The sequence below is a fragment of the Rhodococcus sp. NPDC058532 genome, from assembly GCF_042719255.1.
Lineage (GTDB): Bacteria > Actinomycetota > Actinomycetes > Mycobacteriales > Mycobacteriaceae > Rhodococcus_G.
In genome coordinates this window covers 118,957-132,837 of sequence record NZ_JBHXNU010000007.1, presented here as the reverse complement: position 1 = coordinate 132,837, position 13,881 = coordinate 118,957, and the positions used below count along the sequence as shown (strand labels likewise).

The window sequence follows — 13,881 nt, the reverse complement described above, 5'->3', positions numbered from 1 at the left end:
GGTAAGCGACGCAACGCGGTTCAGCAGCCGAGGCCACCGCCAGCGTGCCGGCCGAACATTGTGGAGCACGGGCGTCCGTCGTGGTCGGGAACAGCGAAACCTGCGCATTCGATAACACATCGGTCACAGAATGGGGCTGATCGGATTTCAGCCCCAGGAGGTTATCGATGCCCGACAATCAGGAGATCTGGTCCGCCGAGGCCCGCCGCGTCCTGATCGAAGTGGCCGGCACCTACCAGCGCACCCTCAGTTATCAGGAACTCGCCGACGAGATCCAGGAGCGGTCCGGGGTGCGGACCCGCAACCTTCTGCAGAACTGGATCGGCAAGACCCTCAGCCGGGTCGGGGCGGACTGCGCGGCACGCGGCGAACCGTTGCTGTCCGCGCTGTGCGTCAGCGTCAACGGCACCGTCGGCGAGGGCTACGCGAAGGCCGTGCTCGCGACGTACGGCATCGCGGCCGACGACCTCGAGCTGCATGCCGCCGAGGAACGACTGCGGTGCTATCGACACTTCGGCGCGGTGGACCTGCCCGTCGACGGTGGCGTCGCGACGCTCGCCCCGAGCGTGGTGCAGGCCCGCGCGAAGGCCCAGAAACGCGACCTCAGCAGGCGCCGCGAGCTGCTCACGACCTGCGGCGAGTGCTTCCAGGTGCAGTCGCTGACCGGGATCTGCGGCTGCAGCTGGTGACCCGGACGGACATCGAACGGGCGGATGCCGAGCGCGGCTCTCGGCCGATGTTCCGGTAACCGCCCGTTCGGGCGCGACCGATCCCCCGGCGGATCGGAAAAGCCCCGCGCCGGCAGTGCCGACGCGGGGCTTTCCTTGGTGCGCCCGAAGGGATTCGAACCCCTAACCTTCTGATCCGTAGTCAGATGCTCTATCCGTTGAGCTACGGGCGCATGTCTTCAGTTGTGCCGATCCAAAGATCGACGGTGTCGGCGAACCGACGTGGCGGAAGCGAGAGGATTTGAACCTCCGGTCCCCTGTAAGGAGGACAACTCATTAGCAGTGAGTCCCATTCGGCCGCTCTGGCACGCTTCCTAGGCTCAGGTCCTTTCGAACCGCCGGGACGAAAGATTACACAGGGTCCGCTCGATTCTGCAAAACGGCTGGTGAATCCGCCGTTCCCGCTGGTCGCCGACCGCGAGCCGGACCGAATTCGGCAGTCCGACGTCCGAGCAGGCCTCTCCGCGCATAATGGTTCGTTGTGAACGCACGCATCCGCCCCGACCTCGCCGCCATCAGCCCCTACACCCCCGGCCGCAGCTACCCGGGCGCGTACAAGCTGGCGAGCAACGAGGTCACCGCCGGACCGCTTCCCGGCGTGGTGGCCGCGATCGCCGAGGCGGCCGCTGGCGCCAACCGCTACCCCGACAACGGATCGGTGGCACTGCGGGACGCGCTGGCGAACAAGCTCGGGGTCGACGCCGACCGGATCGCGACCGGCTGCGGCTCGGTCAGCCTGTGCCAGGAACTGGTCCAGATCACCGCGGGCCCCGGCGACGAGGTGATGTTCGGGTGGCGCGCCTTCGAGGTGTACCCGGTGCTCGCGCAGGTCGTCGGTGCGACCCCGGTCGGCGTTCCGCTGACCGCGGACCACGTCCACGACCTCGACGCGATGCTCGCCGCGATCACCGACCGCACGCGGCTGATCTTCGTGTGCAACCCGAACAACCCGACCGGGACGGTCGTCGCCGCGGCCGCCCTGGAACGATTCCTCGACGCGGTCCCCGGCGACATCCTCGTCGTCCTCGACGAGGCCTACTACGAATACATGCGTCCCGGCGCGGACGGGACCGCCGTCAACGGTGTCGCCCTCGCCGAGGGCCGACCCAACGTCGTTGTCCTGCGCACCTTCTCCAAGGCGTACGGCCTGGCCGGAATCCGCGTCGGATACGCCGTCGGCGACCCCGAGATCGTGGCGGCGCTGAGCAAGGTGCACCTGCCGTTCGCGGTCAGTTCGATCGCGCAGACCGCGGCCATCGCCTCGCTCGCGGTCGAGGACGCGCTGCTGGCCCGCACCGATACGGTGGTCGCCGAGCGGACGCGGGTGCGGGACGCGCTGCTCGCGGCCGGGTACGAGGTGCCCCCGTCGAACGCGAACTTCCTGTGGCTGCCGCTCGGCGCCTGCACGACGGAGTTCGCGGAGGGCAGCATCAGCGAGGGTGTCGTGCTGCGACCGTTCGCCGGCGACGGCGTCCGGGTGACCATCGGCGACCCCGTCGAGAACGACGCCTTCCTCGCCTTCGCGACCGGCACCGGCCTCGCGATCCGGAAGGCAGCGCAGGACTGACCGGCCGGTCGTGGTCACACCCGCAGTGCGCGGGCCAGCGTCGGCCAGGCGTCGTGCAGGTCCAGCTGCCAGTAGGGCCACGAGTGCGTTCCGGTGTCGCGGTAGCGGACGGTCGCGGGGATGCCGAGCTGCCGCAGCCGGGCGTCGAACAGTCGGGTGCACTGCAGCGCGGCGGCCTCCAACGCGGCACCGAGCGTGATCGCGCTCAGCCCGTCCACGGTGCTGGGGTCGTCCAGCGGGCCGATCACCCCGTTGCCGGTGGAGAGGTAGACGGCCTTGCCCCGCAAGGCATCCGCATTGCGCATCGGATCGTTCGCCGCCCACGCCGGGTCGCCCTCGGGCCCCCACATGTTGTCGGCGTCGCCGCCCTTCCAGGCCACGGTGGCCCGCACCGACAGCCGCGAGTTCGACTGGCTGTTGTCCGGGCATCCACTGAAGGCCGCCACCCCCGCGAACATCGCCGGATGGCGGGTGGCGAGGTTCAGCGCGGCGTGTGCGCCCATCGACAGGCCCGCGATCGCGTTGACGCCGTTGCCCGCGAATCGGGCCTCGATGATCGGTGGCAGTTCCCGGGTCAGGAACGTCTCCCATTCGTCGACACCGAGCGTCGGATCGGGCCGCAGCCAATTGGTGTAGTAGCTCCCGGTGCCGCCGACCGGCAGCACCACGTTGACCGGCTTGTCGGCGAAGAAGGCGACGGCATCGGTCTTCTGGGTCCAGGTGCTCTCCCGGTAGTTCGACTCCTCACCACCGCCCGCGCCGTCGAGCAGGTAGAGGGTGGGCCGCGGACCGGTGCGCTGCGGCGGCAGCAGCACCTGGACCTGGATGATCTCCCGCATCGACGGCGACCGCACGAATACCGCGGCACGCCGGTCGGTGAGCATCGTGACTCGATCGACGGTCGCGGACTGCTGCCCGGGCGACGCCTGCGGCGCGGCACCGGACACGGGGGTGATCAGGCCGCAGAGGGCCGCGGACAGTGCCAGCGTCACGAGAAGCTTCATGGGCCCACCTCGTGCGGCGCCCCCGCCGGGTTGCGGACGAGCCGCCGCGGCCACGGTATCCGAAGACCGGCGCCCCGCGCAGCGCGACACGAGCGCCCGTCGGGCGCCCGGCGGCGGGACCCGGTCGATCCGCTCGCGGGAATCCACCAGCGCAAAGCGGGCTATCATTGTGTCGCCCATCACCTGCGTGAACGAGGTGCCTCATGCGGATTCAGCGTCGCCTCCGCTCCACCGGTCTCGCCCTCGCCGCCTCCGCGTCCCTGGTCGTGGGCGGGGTGTGCGCGCTCGCTCCCGACGCCGCGGCCGCAGGCGACACCCGGGACGGACCAACGGTGACCATCGGCGACGGGTCGGCCCACTCGTACGTCACGGTCGGCGGGGACGGCACGCCGACCGCCACCGGCATCCGGATGACCGCGGCCGCGCTCGACGGGCTGACCTCCGCGGCGGACGTCCCGATGCAGATGTTCCGGCTCGCGCTGCCGCAGGACGCGCCGGAGACGGTGTTCGACCATCTGACGGTCGACTGGAACCCGCACGGGCACGAACCGGCGGGCGTCTTCACCAAACCCCATTTCGACATGCACTTCTACATGATCGATTCCGCCGCGGTCGGCGAGATCACCCCGATGCGACTCGACTTCATTCCGCGCGCGTCGAATGTTCCGCCTGCGCGTTACATGCCTGCCGGGTACGCACCGGCACCCGGCCCCGCCGTGCTGAACACGGTGCCCGACATGGGAATGCACTGGTTCGACAGCGCCGACAGGATCGGGCCCGGCTTCGACTTCCAGCAGGTGCTGATCGCCGGATCATGGGACGGTGCATACACATTCATGGAACCGATGATGACGCGCGACTGGATGTTGACGAGGCAGAGCGTCGAGCAGCAGATCAGGCAGCCCGAGGCCTACGCGAAGAGTGGGTACTACCCCACCACCTACTCCGCGCGCTTCGACGAGTCCTCAAACGAGTATGTCGTCGAGTTCGGCGGCATGGTGCTGCGGGCGGCGTCCTGATCGAGGACGCGCGCGGGCGTTCACCCGACGAAAGTCGGTCCGCGGGGCTACAGTCGGTCCCGACTCGTCTCTTCGTCCGCAAGGTGGGATCGCGATGAAGCTGATCACGAAGATGTCGGCCACGGCTCTCGTTGCCGGGGCGATGTTCGTCGGCACGGGGACCGCGCACGCCGACCCCGCCCCGCCCCCGCCGCTGACCAAACAGCAGGCCCTCGACAACATGCTCGCCGAACTGGGCATGGGGTGGGCGCAGGGCGGCGCGGCGGGCACCGCGATCGGCGCCGCCGTCGGACTCGGCATCGGCTGCGTGTCGATGTTCCCGGGCAGCCTCGCCGGCTGCATGATCGGCGCCCCCACCGGTGCCGCGATCGGTGCCGCGGTGGGCATCGGCAACGGCAACCCGAAGGCCCAGCAGGCCATCGAGACGTACCTGAACACACCCGGATAGCTAGCCGGCGAGGTCGTCCGGACCGATCGGATCGGCGGTCGCCCAGTCGGCCGCGTTCATCGCGGCACCGGCCCGCAGCCAGCGGACGGCGACGACACCGGCAATCGCGATCGCCGCGATCACCGCCCACCGCGTTCCGGCCGTCACCCCGATCATCGGAGCGGCACCGGCTGGTACTCCCCGTACACGCCGCGCGCGTCGCCGGCCAGGTACTGCTCGTGCTGAATCTGGGCACGCGCCGCCAGCCCGGACGCGGTCGCACGCTGCCCGGTCAGCCGATCACGCCGCCGCGCGAGCCCGATCCCGACCAGCTTGTAGATGCCCCACGCCGCGATCCCGACCAGCACGGTGCCGACGATCAGCGCCCAGAAGGTCAACAGCAGCACCAACACCACCGCGGCACCCACCCAGCCGCCAGGAACCTTGCGCATCTCGCTCCTCCGATGTTCGACGCGGCCACGCTGCCGGGCCCCAGTGTGGCAGCGGGCACCGACACCGCGGGGCGCCACCTCCGCACGACAACGCCCCCACCCGATCCGGGTGGGGGCGTTCGGCGGAAGCGGAGGGATTTGAACCCCCGGTGGGTTTAACGCCACGCTCGCTTTCAAGGCGAGTGCATTCGGCCGCTCTGCCACGCTTCCGTGGCGAATCCTAACCGCCGGGAGCACCGCGGGACCAACTCGGCGCCGGTCAGGCGCCGGGCCGGGTGTCGAGCGCCCCGTCGACCTTGTCGAACACCGTCGCCATCCCGGCCAGTTCATCGGCGTCGAGCAGGTCGATCAGATACCCGCGGACCCCGCGCACGTGGGTCGGCGCCGCCTCGGCGAGCTTCGCGCGCCCGGCGTCGGTGATCAGGGCAAGGACGCCGCGACCGTCCTCGACGCAGGTGCTGCGGGTGACCAGGTTTTCCGTCTCCAGCCGCCGCACCTGATGGGTCAGTCTGCTGCGAGACGAGAGCACCCCGTCGGCGAGTTCGCTCATCCGCACCGACCCGTCCGGGGACTCCGACAGCATCACGAGGATCCGGTAGTCGGCCAGGGAAATCCCGTGCCCGGACTGCAGTTCTCGGCCCAGCACCTCCATTAGGCGCTGGCTGCCCTCGATGAACCCTCGCCACGCCCGCATCTCCGCCGCGTTCAGCCACCGGGGCGCCGCGTCGGTTGCGTCTGCGATCTCTGTTGCCACCTCGCCAGTCTAGTGACCAACCTCCGATCAGATGCTGCGCAGGATCGACGCATCCAGTTCGGCGACCGACGCGAACCCGGCGAGGCCGAGGGTCACGTCCAGGTCGGCGAGCAGCATCCGGAGCGCGTGCCGCACACCGTCCGCGCCTGCGAGTCCCAGCCCGTACACCCACGGTCGCCCGTACAGGACCGCGTCCGCCCCCAGCGCAAGGGCCTTGACGACGTCGGCGCCGCTGCGGATCCCGGAGTCGAGCAGCACGGTGGCCCGCTCCCCCACCGCCGCCGCGACGTCGGGGAGCGCGTCGAGTGCCGCGATCGCACCGTCGACCTGGCGTCCGCCGTGGTTGCTGACCACCACACCGGACGCGCCGGCGTCGACGACCGCGCGCGCGTCGTCGGGATGCACGACCCCCTTCACCGCGATCGGGAGATCTGTCCACTCCCGCAGGCGCGCAATGTCGTTCGCCCGGATCGAGTGGTTGCCGAACATCGACACCCAGGTCAGCACGGCCATCTGCATGGCCTCGACGCTCTCCTCCGGCGGGGTCGCCAGCCGGGACCGGAACACCGGGTCGGACAGGTAGTTCGCGATCCCCTTGGCCCGCAGGAACGGCAGGTGACCCAGCTCGAGATCGCGCGGCCGCCAACCCATCCCGGGCGTGTCGGCGGTGACCACGAGCGCCTTCGCGCCCGCCGCGGTCGCGCGCCGCACCAGCGACTCGGCCACCTCGTCGTCCGACGGCCAGTACAGCTGGTACCACCAGGCGTCGCCGGACACCTGCGCGACCGTCTCGATCGGAGTGGACGCCGCCGTCGAGAGCACCGACCCGACACCGAGTTCCGCCGCGACCGCCCCGACCGCCGCCTCGGCGTCCGGGTGCACCAGCTCAAGCACCCCGACCGGCGCGGTGAGCACGGGTGCCGCGAGCCGCGTCCCGAGCACCTCGACACCGAGGTCCCGGGCGTCGGCGGATGCGGTGCCCCGCAACATCCGCGGCACGATCGAATGCCGGTCGAACGCGGCCAGGTTCGCCGCCGCCGTGCGTTCGGTGGACGCGCTGCCCGCGATGTAGCCGAATGCCTCCGGAGACAACCGCTCCCGGGCCAGGTCCTCGAGCCCGGCCGCCGTCATCGGCAGCGTGGGGACCGTCCCGCCGAGGCCAGCGAAGTAGATCTCGTTCTGCATGTTGCCGAAGTAGGTCACGGCGAGACGGTAACCGGTGTGTCCGCCGGTACTGTCGCCACCGCCCCGGCGTGTTCGCTAGCGTCGAGCCATGCATGCGATCACCGTCACCGCTCCCGGCGGGCCCGAGGTTCTCGCCTGGTCCGAAGTTCCCGACCTGTCCCCCGGCCCCGGCCGGGTGCTCGTCGACGTCGCCGCCACCGCCGTCAACCGCGCGGACGTGCTGCAGCGCCGCGGGCTGTATCCGCCGCCGCCAGGCGAGAGCGAGATCCTGGGGCTCGAGTGCTCCGGCACGGTCGCCGCGGTCGGGGAGGGCGTGACGGACTGGCGGGTCGGCGACCGGGTGTGCGCGCTGCTGGCCGGCGGCGGCTACGCGCAGCAGGTGGTTGTCCCGGCCACGCAGGTACTTCCGGTGCCCGACGGCCTTGACCTGGTCGCTGCGGCGTCGCTGCCGGAGGTCGCCTGCACGGTGTGGTCGAACCTGGTGATGATCGGGGGGATGCACTCCGGGCAGCTGGTGCTCATCCACGGCGGCGGCGGGGGCATCGGCACCCACGCCATCCAGGTCGCCGGCGCGCTCGGCGCCACCGTCGCCGTCACCGCAGGCTCCGAGCACAAGCTCGCCGCCTGCCGCGACCTCGGCGCGACGCTGACCGTCAACTACCGCGAGGACGACTTCGTCGCCGCGGTCCGCGACACCCCGCAGCGCGGCGCCGACCTGATCCTCGACAACATGGGCGCCAAGTACCTGGACCGCAACGTCGACGCGCTCGCCAAGGACGGGCAGCTCTGCGTGATCGGCATGCAGGGCGGCGCGATCGGGGACCTGAACCTCGGGAAGTTGATCGCCAAGCGGGGCCGGGTGTTCGCGACCGGCCTGCGCGGCCGCCCGGAGACCGGTCGGTCGAGCAAGGCGGAGATCGTCGCCGAGGTGACGCGGTCGCTGTGGCCGCTGATCGCGGACGGCACCGTTCGCCCGGTGGTGCACGCGGAGCTGCCGATCACCGAGGCCGCCGCCGCGCACGAGCTGCTGGACTCCGCCGACACCGTCGGCAAGATCGTCCTCACCCTCCCCTGACAGCCGCGCCGGGGTTCCCTAATGTCACATTAGCGATCGTGGAGTGACCCGATGTGACATTAGGGAACCCCGGCGGAGGGGACGGTCAGCCGAGCGAGGCGACGGCACGGACGAGCTGGTCGATTTCGTAGCGCGTGGTGTACGGGGCGAGGCCGATCGTCACGGCGCCGCCCTCCTCGTTGACGCCGAGCGAGTCGAGCAGCCTGCTGCCCCTGCCCCCGACGACGGTGCCGATCCGGCGTTCGGCGAAGTGGTCGGCGACCTTGTCCGCCGGGACACCGGCGATCGTGAAGCTGAGCGTCGGCACCCGGCTGTGCGAGGTCCCTATCAGCGTCACCTGCGGCAGCCTGCGCAGCGACGCGAGCAGCCGCTCGAACAGCCGGTCGTGATAGTCCTGCAGCGAGCTGATCGACGTCTCGAGGCGCTCCCGCCGGGTGCCGCTCGCGGACTCGTCGAGGTTGGCCAGGTAGTCGATGGACGCCGTCAGCCCCGCCAGCAGTGCGTACTGGTGCACGCCCAGTTCGAGGCGTTCCGGGCCCTGCGCGTGCGGGTTCAGCGAGATCGGCGGGATCCGGTCGATCAGACCGGGGTCCCGGAACACCAGCGCCCCGACCTGCGGTCCGCCCCAGGTGGGCCCGTTCACGGCGAGGACGTCGGCGCCGAGCTCGTGGATGTCGACGTGCGCGTACGGCGCTGCGGCGACGGCGTCGCACACCAGCAGGCCGCCCATCTCGTGGATCCGGTCCGCGGCGACCCGCACATCGGGCGCGGACCCGACGATCGGCGACGCCGCGGTCAACGCGACCAGCCGGGTCGTCGGGCCGATGAGTTCGGCGAACTGCCAGCTTGGCAGGTCGCAGGTGTCGATCTCGACCTCCGCCCACCGGACCTGGGCGCCGTACCGGTTCGCCACCCGCAGCCACGGCGCGACGTTGGCCTCCTCGTCCAACCGGGACAGCACCACCCCGGTGCCGAGCCCGAGCCGGGAGCTGAGCGACTCAGCCAGCCACGCCAGCAGCGACGCCCGATCCGGCCCGAGGACGACGCCCGCCGGATCGCCGCCGACCAGGTCGGCGACCGCCTCGCGGGCGGACTGCAGGATCTCGGCGGCGCGGCGGGCGCCGGCATGCCGTCCGGCGTGCGAGGACGCGGAGCCGCGGAACGCCGTCGACACGGCCGTCGACACGGAATCGGGGTGCAGCATTCCGGCCTGCGGATCGAGATGGATCCATCCGTCCCCGAGCGACGGGATCAGTCCCCGCACCCGGGCGACGTCGTAAGCCATGACCGACAGCCTAAGACCTGATTTCCCGGCGATGTGATCGGGATGACGGATTGCACACCCGGCCAGCCGATCTGACCGCGGCCGCGCGGCGGTCGAGCTGCCTCTTCGCGGTTCCGCGCTGAAACCGCGAAGATGGAGCCATGACGCAACCGGAGAATGAGCACGTTGTCGTGATCGGACCCGATGGCAGGCCCGTGGCGCTGACGCCGGGCAGCTCGGCGGCCGACGCCGCAGCGGACGCCGCGGGCACCGGCACCGACGAGCCAGCGGAGGGCGGCGAGGAGCAGCCCTCGGAGACCCTCGCCGACATGGTCGAGCAGCCGGCGAAGGTGATGCGGATCGGGACCATGATCAAGCAGCTCCTCGAGGAGGTGCGGGCGGCGCCGCTCGACGACGCCAGCCGCACCCGGCTCAAGGAAATCCACAAGTCGTCGATTCGTGAGCTCGAGCAGGGCCTCGCGCCGGAGCTGCGGGAGGAACTGGAACGGCTCGCGTTGCCGTTCACCGACGGCAGCGTTCCGTCGGACGCCGAGCTGCGGATCGCGCAGGCCCAGCTGGTCGGCTGGCTGGAGGGCTTGTTCCACGGCATCCAGACCGCGCTGTTCGCGCAGCAGATGGCCGCGCGGGCGCAGCTCGAGCAGATGCGGCAGGGTGCGCTGCCGCCCGGGCTGGGCGGCGGCGCGCACCCGCAGTCGGGGCAGCAGCAGCCGCAGGCGGGCACCGGCCAGTACCTGTGAGCCACCCCCGCTCGTTGGCAGCAGCCCGCCTTCCCCCCCCCACAGACCCGGAACCCCCCTCTCGGTGGTTGGGTGGGGCACCCTTTTCCCCACCCCCCGCCCCCCCCCCCCTCTCCCACCCCCCCCCCCCCCCCCCCACGAGCGGCCGGGGCGCATCCGGTGGGGCGGTAGGCTGGGCGACCGTGTCAGCCGCCGCGGGCCCAGCCGGCGGGCTGAACCCGCTTTGAAAGGCGCACCTTGACTGAACACGTGAGCATCGAGACCAGCAACGCGTATGTCGACTTCCCGATCTTCGACGCGAAGACCCGGTCGTTGAAGAAGGCGTTCCTCGGGAAGGCGGGCGGCGCGATCGGCCGCAACAGCTCCGATGTCGTGGTCGTCGAGGCGCTGCGGGACATCACCATGTCCCTGAAGGAGGGTGACCGCGTCGGCCTGGTCGGCCACAACGGCGCGGGCAAGTCCACCCTGCTGCGGCTGCTGTCCGGCATCTACGAGCCGACCCGCGGCACCGCCCGCGTCCGCGGCCGCGTCGCACCGGTCTTCGACCTCGGGGTCGGGATGGACCCGGAGATCTCCGGCTACGAGAACATCCTGATCCGCGGCATGTTCATGGGCATGACCCGCAAGCAGATGCTGGCGAAGGTCGACGAGATCGCCGAGTTCACCGAGCTCGGCGAGTACCTGAACATGCCGCTGCGCACCTACTCCACCGGCATGCGGGTTCGGGTCGCGCTCGGCGTCGTCACCAGCATCGACCCCGAGATTCTGCTGCTCGACGAGGGCATCGGCGCGGTGGACGCGGACTTCATGAAGAAGGCACGGACCCGGCTGCAGGCGCTGGTCGAACGCTCCGGCATCCTCGTCTTCGCGAGCCACTCCAACGAGTTCCTCGCGCAGCTGTGCGACCGGGCGATGTGGATCGACCACGGGCAGATCCGGATGAGCGGCGGCATCGAGGAGGTCGTGCGCGCCTACGAGGGCGACGATGCGGGCGACCACGTCGCGCACGTGATCCGCGAGATCGAGCGCGAGAAGACCGAAACCGCCTCGCCGAACGGCACCGTGTGAGCACGATCATCGGCGTCGTCGTCACCCACCGGCGACGCGAGCTGCTCGCCGCGTCCCTCCGGGTGCTCGCCGCGCAGACGCGACCGCTGGACCACCTCGTCGTGGTCGACAACGCCGACGAGGCCGACGTGCGGAAGCTGGTCGAGTCGGCGAGCGTGCCGACCACCTACATCGGCTCCAAGCACAACCTCGGCGGGGCGGGCGGGTTCGCGCTCGGCATGCTGCACGCCCTCGCGCTCGGCGCGGACTGGGTGTGGCTCGCCGACGACGACGGCCGCCCCGAGGGCCCGGACGTGCTCGCCGCCCTGCTCGCCTGCGCCGAGCGGAACGCGCTGGCGGAGGTGTCGCCGGTGGTGTGCAACATCGACGAGCCGGACCGGCTGGCGTTTCCGCTGCGCCGCGGCCTGGAATGGCGGCGGACCCGCTCCGAGCTCGGCGACGGCGACCTGCTGCCCGGGATCGCGTCACTGTTCAACGGTGCCCTGTTCTCGGCGGCCGCGATCGACGCCGTCGGTGTCCCGGACCTGCGGTTGTTCGTCCGCGGCGACGAGGTGGAGGTGCACCGCAGGCTGGTCCGGTCGGGTCTGCCGTTCGGCACCTGCCTGACCACGGCGTACCTGCACCCGTGCGGCACCGACGAATTCAAACCGATCCTCGGTGGGCGGATGCACACCCAGTACCCGGACAACGACACCAAGCGCTTCTTCACCTACCGCAACCGCGGCTATCTGCTCGCGCAGCCGGGCATGCGGCGGCTGCTCCCCCAGGAGTGGCTGCGCTTCGGCTGGTATTTCCTGATCACCCGACGCGACCCCGCCGGCCTGCGGGAATGGGTGCGTCTTCGCAAACTCGGCCGGGAGGAACGCTTTGAGCGGCAGTGACGTGGACCTGGAACAGGAGCGGACGACGGGTGCGGACGGGCGAGTAGTCTCGTCCCCTGTGCCCGACACGCCCACCGCAGCCCCGATCGACACCGTGCACGCCGATTCCCGGAGTTTCCGGCGGGCCTTCCAGGACCTCCGGGAAGGATTCCGGCACCGCGAACTGTGGCTGCACCTTGGCTGGCAGGACATCAAGCAGCGGTACCGCCGCTCGGTGCTCGGCCCGTTCTGGATCACGATCGCGACCGGTGTCTCCGCGGTCGCGATGGGCCTGCTGTACGGCACGTTGTTCAACATGGACATCGCCGAGTTCCTGCCCTACGTCACCCTCGGCTTCATCATCTGGAACCTGATCAGCGGGTCCATCCTCGAGGGTGCGGACGTGTTCATGTCCAACGAGGGGCTGATCAAACAGCTCCCGACACCGCTGAGCGTGCACGTGTACCGACTGGTGTGGCGGCAGATGATCCTGTTCGCCCACAACATCGTCATCTACGTGGTCATCTTCGCGATCTTCCCGCAGCCGATCAGCTGGACCGCGATCGCGGCGATCCCCGCGCTGTTCCTGATCGCAATCAATGCGGTGTGGGTGTCGCTGCTGTTCGGCATCCTGTCCACCCGCTACCGGGACATCGCGCCGCTGCTCGGCAGCATCGTGCAGCTGCTGTTCTTCATGACCCCGATCATCTGGACCGAGAAGACCCTCGAGGGCACCGGGAACGCGGAGCGCGCGAAGATCGCCGAGCTCAACCCGCTGTACCACTTCCTCGACATCGTCCGCACCCCGCTGCTCGGCGGCGACCAGCAGCTCTACCACTGGGTGATCGTCCTCGCGGTGACCGTCGTCGGCTGGACCGTCGCACTGTTCGCGATGCGGAACTACCGGTCCCGCGTCGCCTACTGGGTGTGACGGTCACCGAACCATCCGCACCAGCTGGGTGTGGTGCACCGGCACCCGCTCGGCGATGACGAACCCGGCACCGGCCAGCGCCCGGTACAGCTCGGAGTCGGTGAACCGGAACGGCGCGAACTCCCACCACACGTTGGCGGGGTGCAGGTACCGGCTGCGGGTTGTGCGGTCGCCGTCGGTGACCACCCACACCACCGCACAGTCCCTCGCTCGGGCGGCGACGACCTCGGCGGGGGCGTCCGCGTCCCACAGGCTGACCCGGTCGGTTCCCGATTCACCGAACCCGACGTCGACGAGCCCGGCGAACGCGTCGGGCCGGACCTGTTCGATCGCGCGCAGCGACGTCGGCTGCCACGACACGCTGGGCTGGAACGCGACGCAGTCGCCGGGCTCCGCGCGCGCGGCGAGGTCGTCGGCGAGGGCGCTGTAGTCCATGCCCCCCGGCTTTCCCCACGGTTGCCGCTGCGCAAGGTAGGCGGGCAGCGCCGCCGCCGCCAGCACCAGCACCAGCGCCGCGGCCGCCACCCGGGACGGGGCGACCCGGGCGGCGGCGACCGCGACGATCAGCGCCAGCGCGGGCGTGGTGAAGATGAGATAGCGCCCGAGGTAGATGTTGTCGACCGCGGCGGAGTAGCCGAGGAACAGCACGATCGGCACCAGCAGCCACGGCACCGCGACGGCGAGCACCCCGACCGGGCCCGGGGGGGGGGGGGGGGGGGGGGGGGTCGCCGTCCACCCAAACAACAACACAGACACCACAAACAACCCCACCAACAACACCCACCCCCC

General features: G+C 70.7%; 16 protein-coding genes and 3 tRNA genes. 9 read left to right on the top strand and 10 right to left on the bottom strand.

Annotated features, from left to right (window positions below):
* Nucleotides 1–167: 167 nt before the first annotated feature.
* Nucleotides 168–689 (top strand): hypothetical protein, encoded by a 522-nt coding sequence (locus tag ACFWQG_RS11020; protein WP_378507649.1) that lies wholly within the window; start codon nucleotides 168–170, stop codon nucleotides 687–689.
* 136 nt (nucleotides 690–825) lie between these two features.
* Here ACFWQG_RS11020 and ACFWQG_RS11015 read toward each other — a convergent pair.
* Nucleotides 826–901: transfer RNA gene (locus ACFWQG_RS11015), tRNA-Arg, on the bottom strand.
* A gap of 50 nt (nucleotides 902–951) precedes the next feature.
* Nucleotides 952–1,043: transfer RNA gene (locus tag ACFWQG_RS11010), tRNA-Ser, on the bottom strand.
* 166 nt (nucleotides 1,044–1,209) lie between these two features.
* Between ACFWQG_RS11010 and hisC the strand changes: the two genes are divergently transcribed.
* Complete coding sequence (gene hisC / locus ACFWQG_RS11005; RefSeq protein WP_378507648.1) at nucleotides 1,210–2,295, top strand: histidinol-phosphate transaminase; 1,086 nt, start codon at nucleotides 1,210–1,212, stop codon at nucleotides 2,293–2,295.
* A gap of 14 nt (nucleotides 2,296–2,309) precedes the next feature.
* Here hisC and ACFWQG_RS11000 read toward each other — a convergent pair whose 3' ends face one another.
* On the bottom strand, nucleotides 2,310–3,299 hold the full coding sequence (locus tag ACFWQG_RS11000; RefSeq protein ID WP_378507647.1) for an alpha/beta hydrolase: 990 nt from the start codon (nucleotides 3,297–3,299) through the stop codon (nucleotides 2,310–2,312).
* A 203-nt stretch (nucleotides 3,300–3,502) separates the two neighbouring features.
* Here ACFWQG_RS11000 and ACFWQG_RS10995 point away from each other — a divergent pair, with 203 nt between their 5' ends.
* Nucleotides 3,503–4,318 carry a DUF5602 domain-containing protein gene (locus tag ACFWQG_RS10995; protein ID WP_378507646.1) on the top strand — a complete coding sequence of 272 codons (816 nt, stop codon included), beginning with the start codon at nucleotides 3,503–3,505 and terminating at the stop codon, nucleotides 4,316–4,318.
* A 94-nt stretch (nucleotides 4,319–4,412) separates the two neighbouring features.
* Nucleotides 4,413–4,766, top strand: a complete 354-nt coding sequence (locus ACFWQG_RS10990; RefSeq protein WP_378507645.1) for a hypothetical protein — start codon at nucleotides 4,413–4,415, stop codon at nucleotides 4,764–4,766.
* Here the strand turns inward: ACFWQG_RS10990 and ACFWQG_RS10985 are convergent, their stop codons facing one another.
* The 5 genes from ACFWQG_RS10985 to ACFWQG_RS10965 form a co-directional block, all read right to left on the bottom strand.
* Complete coding sequence (locus tag ACFWQG_RS10985; protein ID WP_378507644.1) at nucleotides 4,767–4,913, bottom strand: hypothetical protein; 147 nt, start codon at nucleotides 4,911–4,913, stop codon at nucleotides 4,767–4,769.
* Between the two features lie 5 nt (nucleotides 4,914–4,918).
* Complete coding sequence (locus ACFWQG_RS10980) at nucleotides 4,919–5,197, bottom strand: hypothetical protein (protein WP_378507643.1); 279 nt, start codon at nucleotides 5,195–5,197, stop codon at nucleotides 4,919–4,921.
* 123 nt (nucleotides 5,198–5,320) lie between these two features.
* A tRNA-Ser gene (locus ACFWQG_RS10975) sits at nucleotides 5,321–5,407 on the bottom strand.
* A 49-nt stretch (nucleotides 5,408–5,456) separates the two neighbouring features.
* Complete coding sequence (locus tag ACFWQG_RS10970; RefSeq protein WP_378507744.1) at nucleotides 5,457–5,891, bottom strand: MarR family winged helix-turn-helix transcriptional regulator; 435 nt, start codon at nucleotides 5,889–5,891, stop codon at nucleotides 5,457–5,459.
* 87 nt (nucleotides 5,892–5,978) lie between these two features.
* Nucleotides 5,979–7,136, bottom strand: a complete 1,158-nt coding sequence (locus tag ACFWQG_RS10965) for an alpha-hydroxy-acid oxidizing protein (protein ID WP_378507743.1) — start codon at nucleotides 7,134–7,136, stop codon at nucleotides 5,979–5,981.
* Nucleotides 7,137–7,224: 88 nt separating this feature from the next.
* Here ACFWQG_RS10965 and ACFWQG_RS10960 point away from each other — a divergent pair, with 88 nt between their 5' ends.
* Nucleotides 7,225–8,211 carry an NAD(P)H-quinone oxidoreductase gene (locus ACFWQG_RS10960; protein WP_378507642.1) on the top strand — a complete coding sequence of 329 codons (987 nt, stop codon included), beginning with the start codon at nucleotides 7,225–7,227 and terminating at the stop codon, nucleotides 8,209–8,211.
* Nucleotides 8,212–8,296: 85 nt separating this feature from the next.
* Here the strand turns inward: ACFWQG_RS10960 and ACFWQG_RS10955 are convergent, their stop codons facing one another.
* Nucleotides 8,297–9,496, bottom strand: coding sequence for a cysteine desulfurase-like protein (locus tag ACFWQG_RS10955; protein ID WP_378507641.1), 1,200 nt, complete (start codon nucleotides 9,494–9,496; stop codon nucleotides 8,297–8,299).
* Nucleotides 9,497–9,636: 140 nt separating this feature from the next.
* Between ACFWQG_RS10955 and ACFWQG_RS10950 the strand changes: the two genes are divergently transcribed.
* The 4 genes from ACFWQG_RS10950 (at nucleotide 9,637) to ACFWQG_RS10935 (ending at nucleotide 13,092) form a co-directional block, all read left to right on the top strand.
* Complete coding sequence (locus ACFWQG_RS10950) at nucleotides 9,637–10,233, top strand: bacterial proteasome activator family protein (protein ID WP_378507640.1); 597 nt, start codon at nucleotides 9,637–9,639, stop codon at nucleotides 10,231–10,233.
* A 237-nt stretch (nucleotides 10,234–10,470) separates the two neighbouring features.
* On the top strand, nucleotides 10,471–11,301 hold the full coding sequence (locus ACFWQG_RS10945) for an ABC transporter ATP-binding protein (RefSeq protein WP_378507639.1): 831 nt from the start codon (nucleotides 10,471–10,473) through the stop codon (nucleotides 11,299–11,301).
* On the top strand, nucleotides 11,298–12,182 hold the full coding sequence (locus tag ACFWQG_RS10940; RefSeq protein ID WP_378507638.1) for a glycosyltransferase: 885 nt from the start codon (nucleotides 11,298–11,300) through the stop codon (nucleotides 12,180–12,182). The genes ACFWQG_RS10945 and ACFWQG_RS10940 overlap by 4 nt, the downstream gene beginning before the upstream one ends.
* An 85-nt stretch (nucleotides 12,183–12,267) precedes the next feature.
* A complete protein-coding gene (locus ACFWQG_RS10935; RefSeq protein ID WP_378507742.1) occupies nucleotides 12,268–13,092 on the top strand; it encodes an ABC transporter permease in 825 nt (274 codons plus the stop codon).
* Between the two features lie 3 nt (nucleotides 13,093–13,095).
* Here the strand turns inward: ACFWQG_RS10935 and ACFWQG_RS10930 are convergent, their stop codons facing one another.
* Nucleotides 13,096–13,779 (bottom strand): hypothetical protein, encoded by a 684-nt coding sequence (locus ACFWQG_RS10930; protein WP_378507637.1) that lies wholly within the window; start codon nucleotides 13,777–13,779, stop codon nucleotides 13,096–13,098.
* Between the last annotated feature and the right edge of the window lie 102 nt (nucleotides 13,780–13,881).

Excerpts from the sequence above, each read along its gene's own strand:
- ACFWQG_RS11020 (WP_378507649.1), top strand. The coding sequence starts at position 168 with ATGCCCGACAATCAGGAGATCTGGTCCGCCGAGGCCCGCCGCGTCCTG.
- ACFWQG_RS11000 (WP_378507647.1), bottom strand. The coding sequence starts at position 3,299 with ATGAAGCTTCTCGTGACGCTGGCACTGTCCGCGGCCCTCTGCGGCCTG.
- ACFWQG_RS10995 (WP_378507646.1), top strand. The coding sequence starts at position 3,503 with ATGCGGATTCAGCGTCGCCTCCGCTCCACCGGTCTCGCCCTCGCCGCC.
- ACFWQG_RS10990 (WP_378507645.1), top strand. The coding sequence starts at position 4,413 with ATGAAGCTGATCACGAAGATGTCGGCCACGGCTCTCGTTGCCGGGGCG.
- ACFWQG_RS10980 (WP_378507643.1), bottom strand. The coding sequence starts at position 5,197 with ATGCGCAAGGTTCCTGGCGGCTGGGTGGGTGCCGCGGTGGTGTTGGTG.
- ACFWQG_RS10970 (WP_378507744.1), bottom strand. The coding sequence starts at position 5,891 with ATGCGGGCGTGGCGAGGGTTCATCGAGGGCAGCCAGCGCCTAATGGAG.
- ACFWQG_RS10965 (WP_378507743.1), bottom strand. The coding sequence starts at position 7,136 with ATGCAGAACGAGATCTACTTCGCTGGCCTCGGCGGGACGGTCCCCACG.
- ACFWQG_RS10960 (WP_378507642.1), top strand. The coding sequence starts at position 7,225 with ATGCATGCGATCACCGTCACCGCTCCCGGCGGGCCCGAGGTTCTCGCC.
- ACFWQG_RS10955 (WP_378507641.1), bottom strand. The coding sequence starts at position 9,496 with ATGGCTTACGACGTCGCCCGGGTGCGGGGACTGATCCCGTCGCTCGGG.
- ACFWQG_RS10950 (WP_378507640.1), top strand. The coding sequence starts at position 9,637 with ATGACGCAACCGGAGAATGAGCACGTTGTCGTGATCGGACCCGATGGC.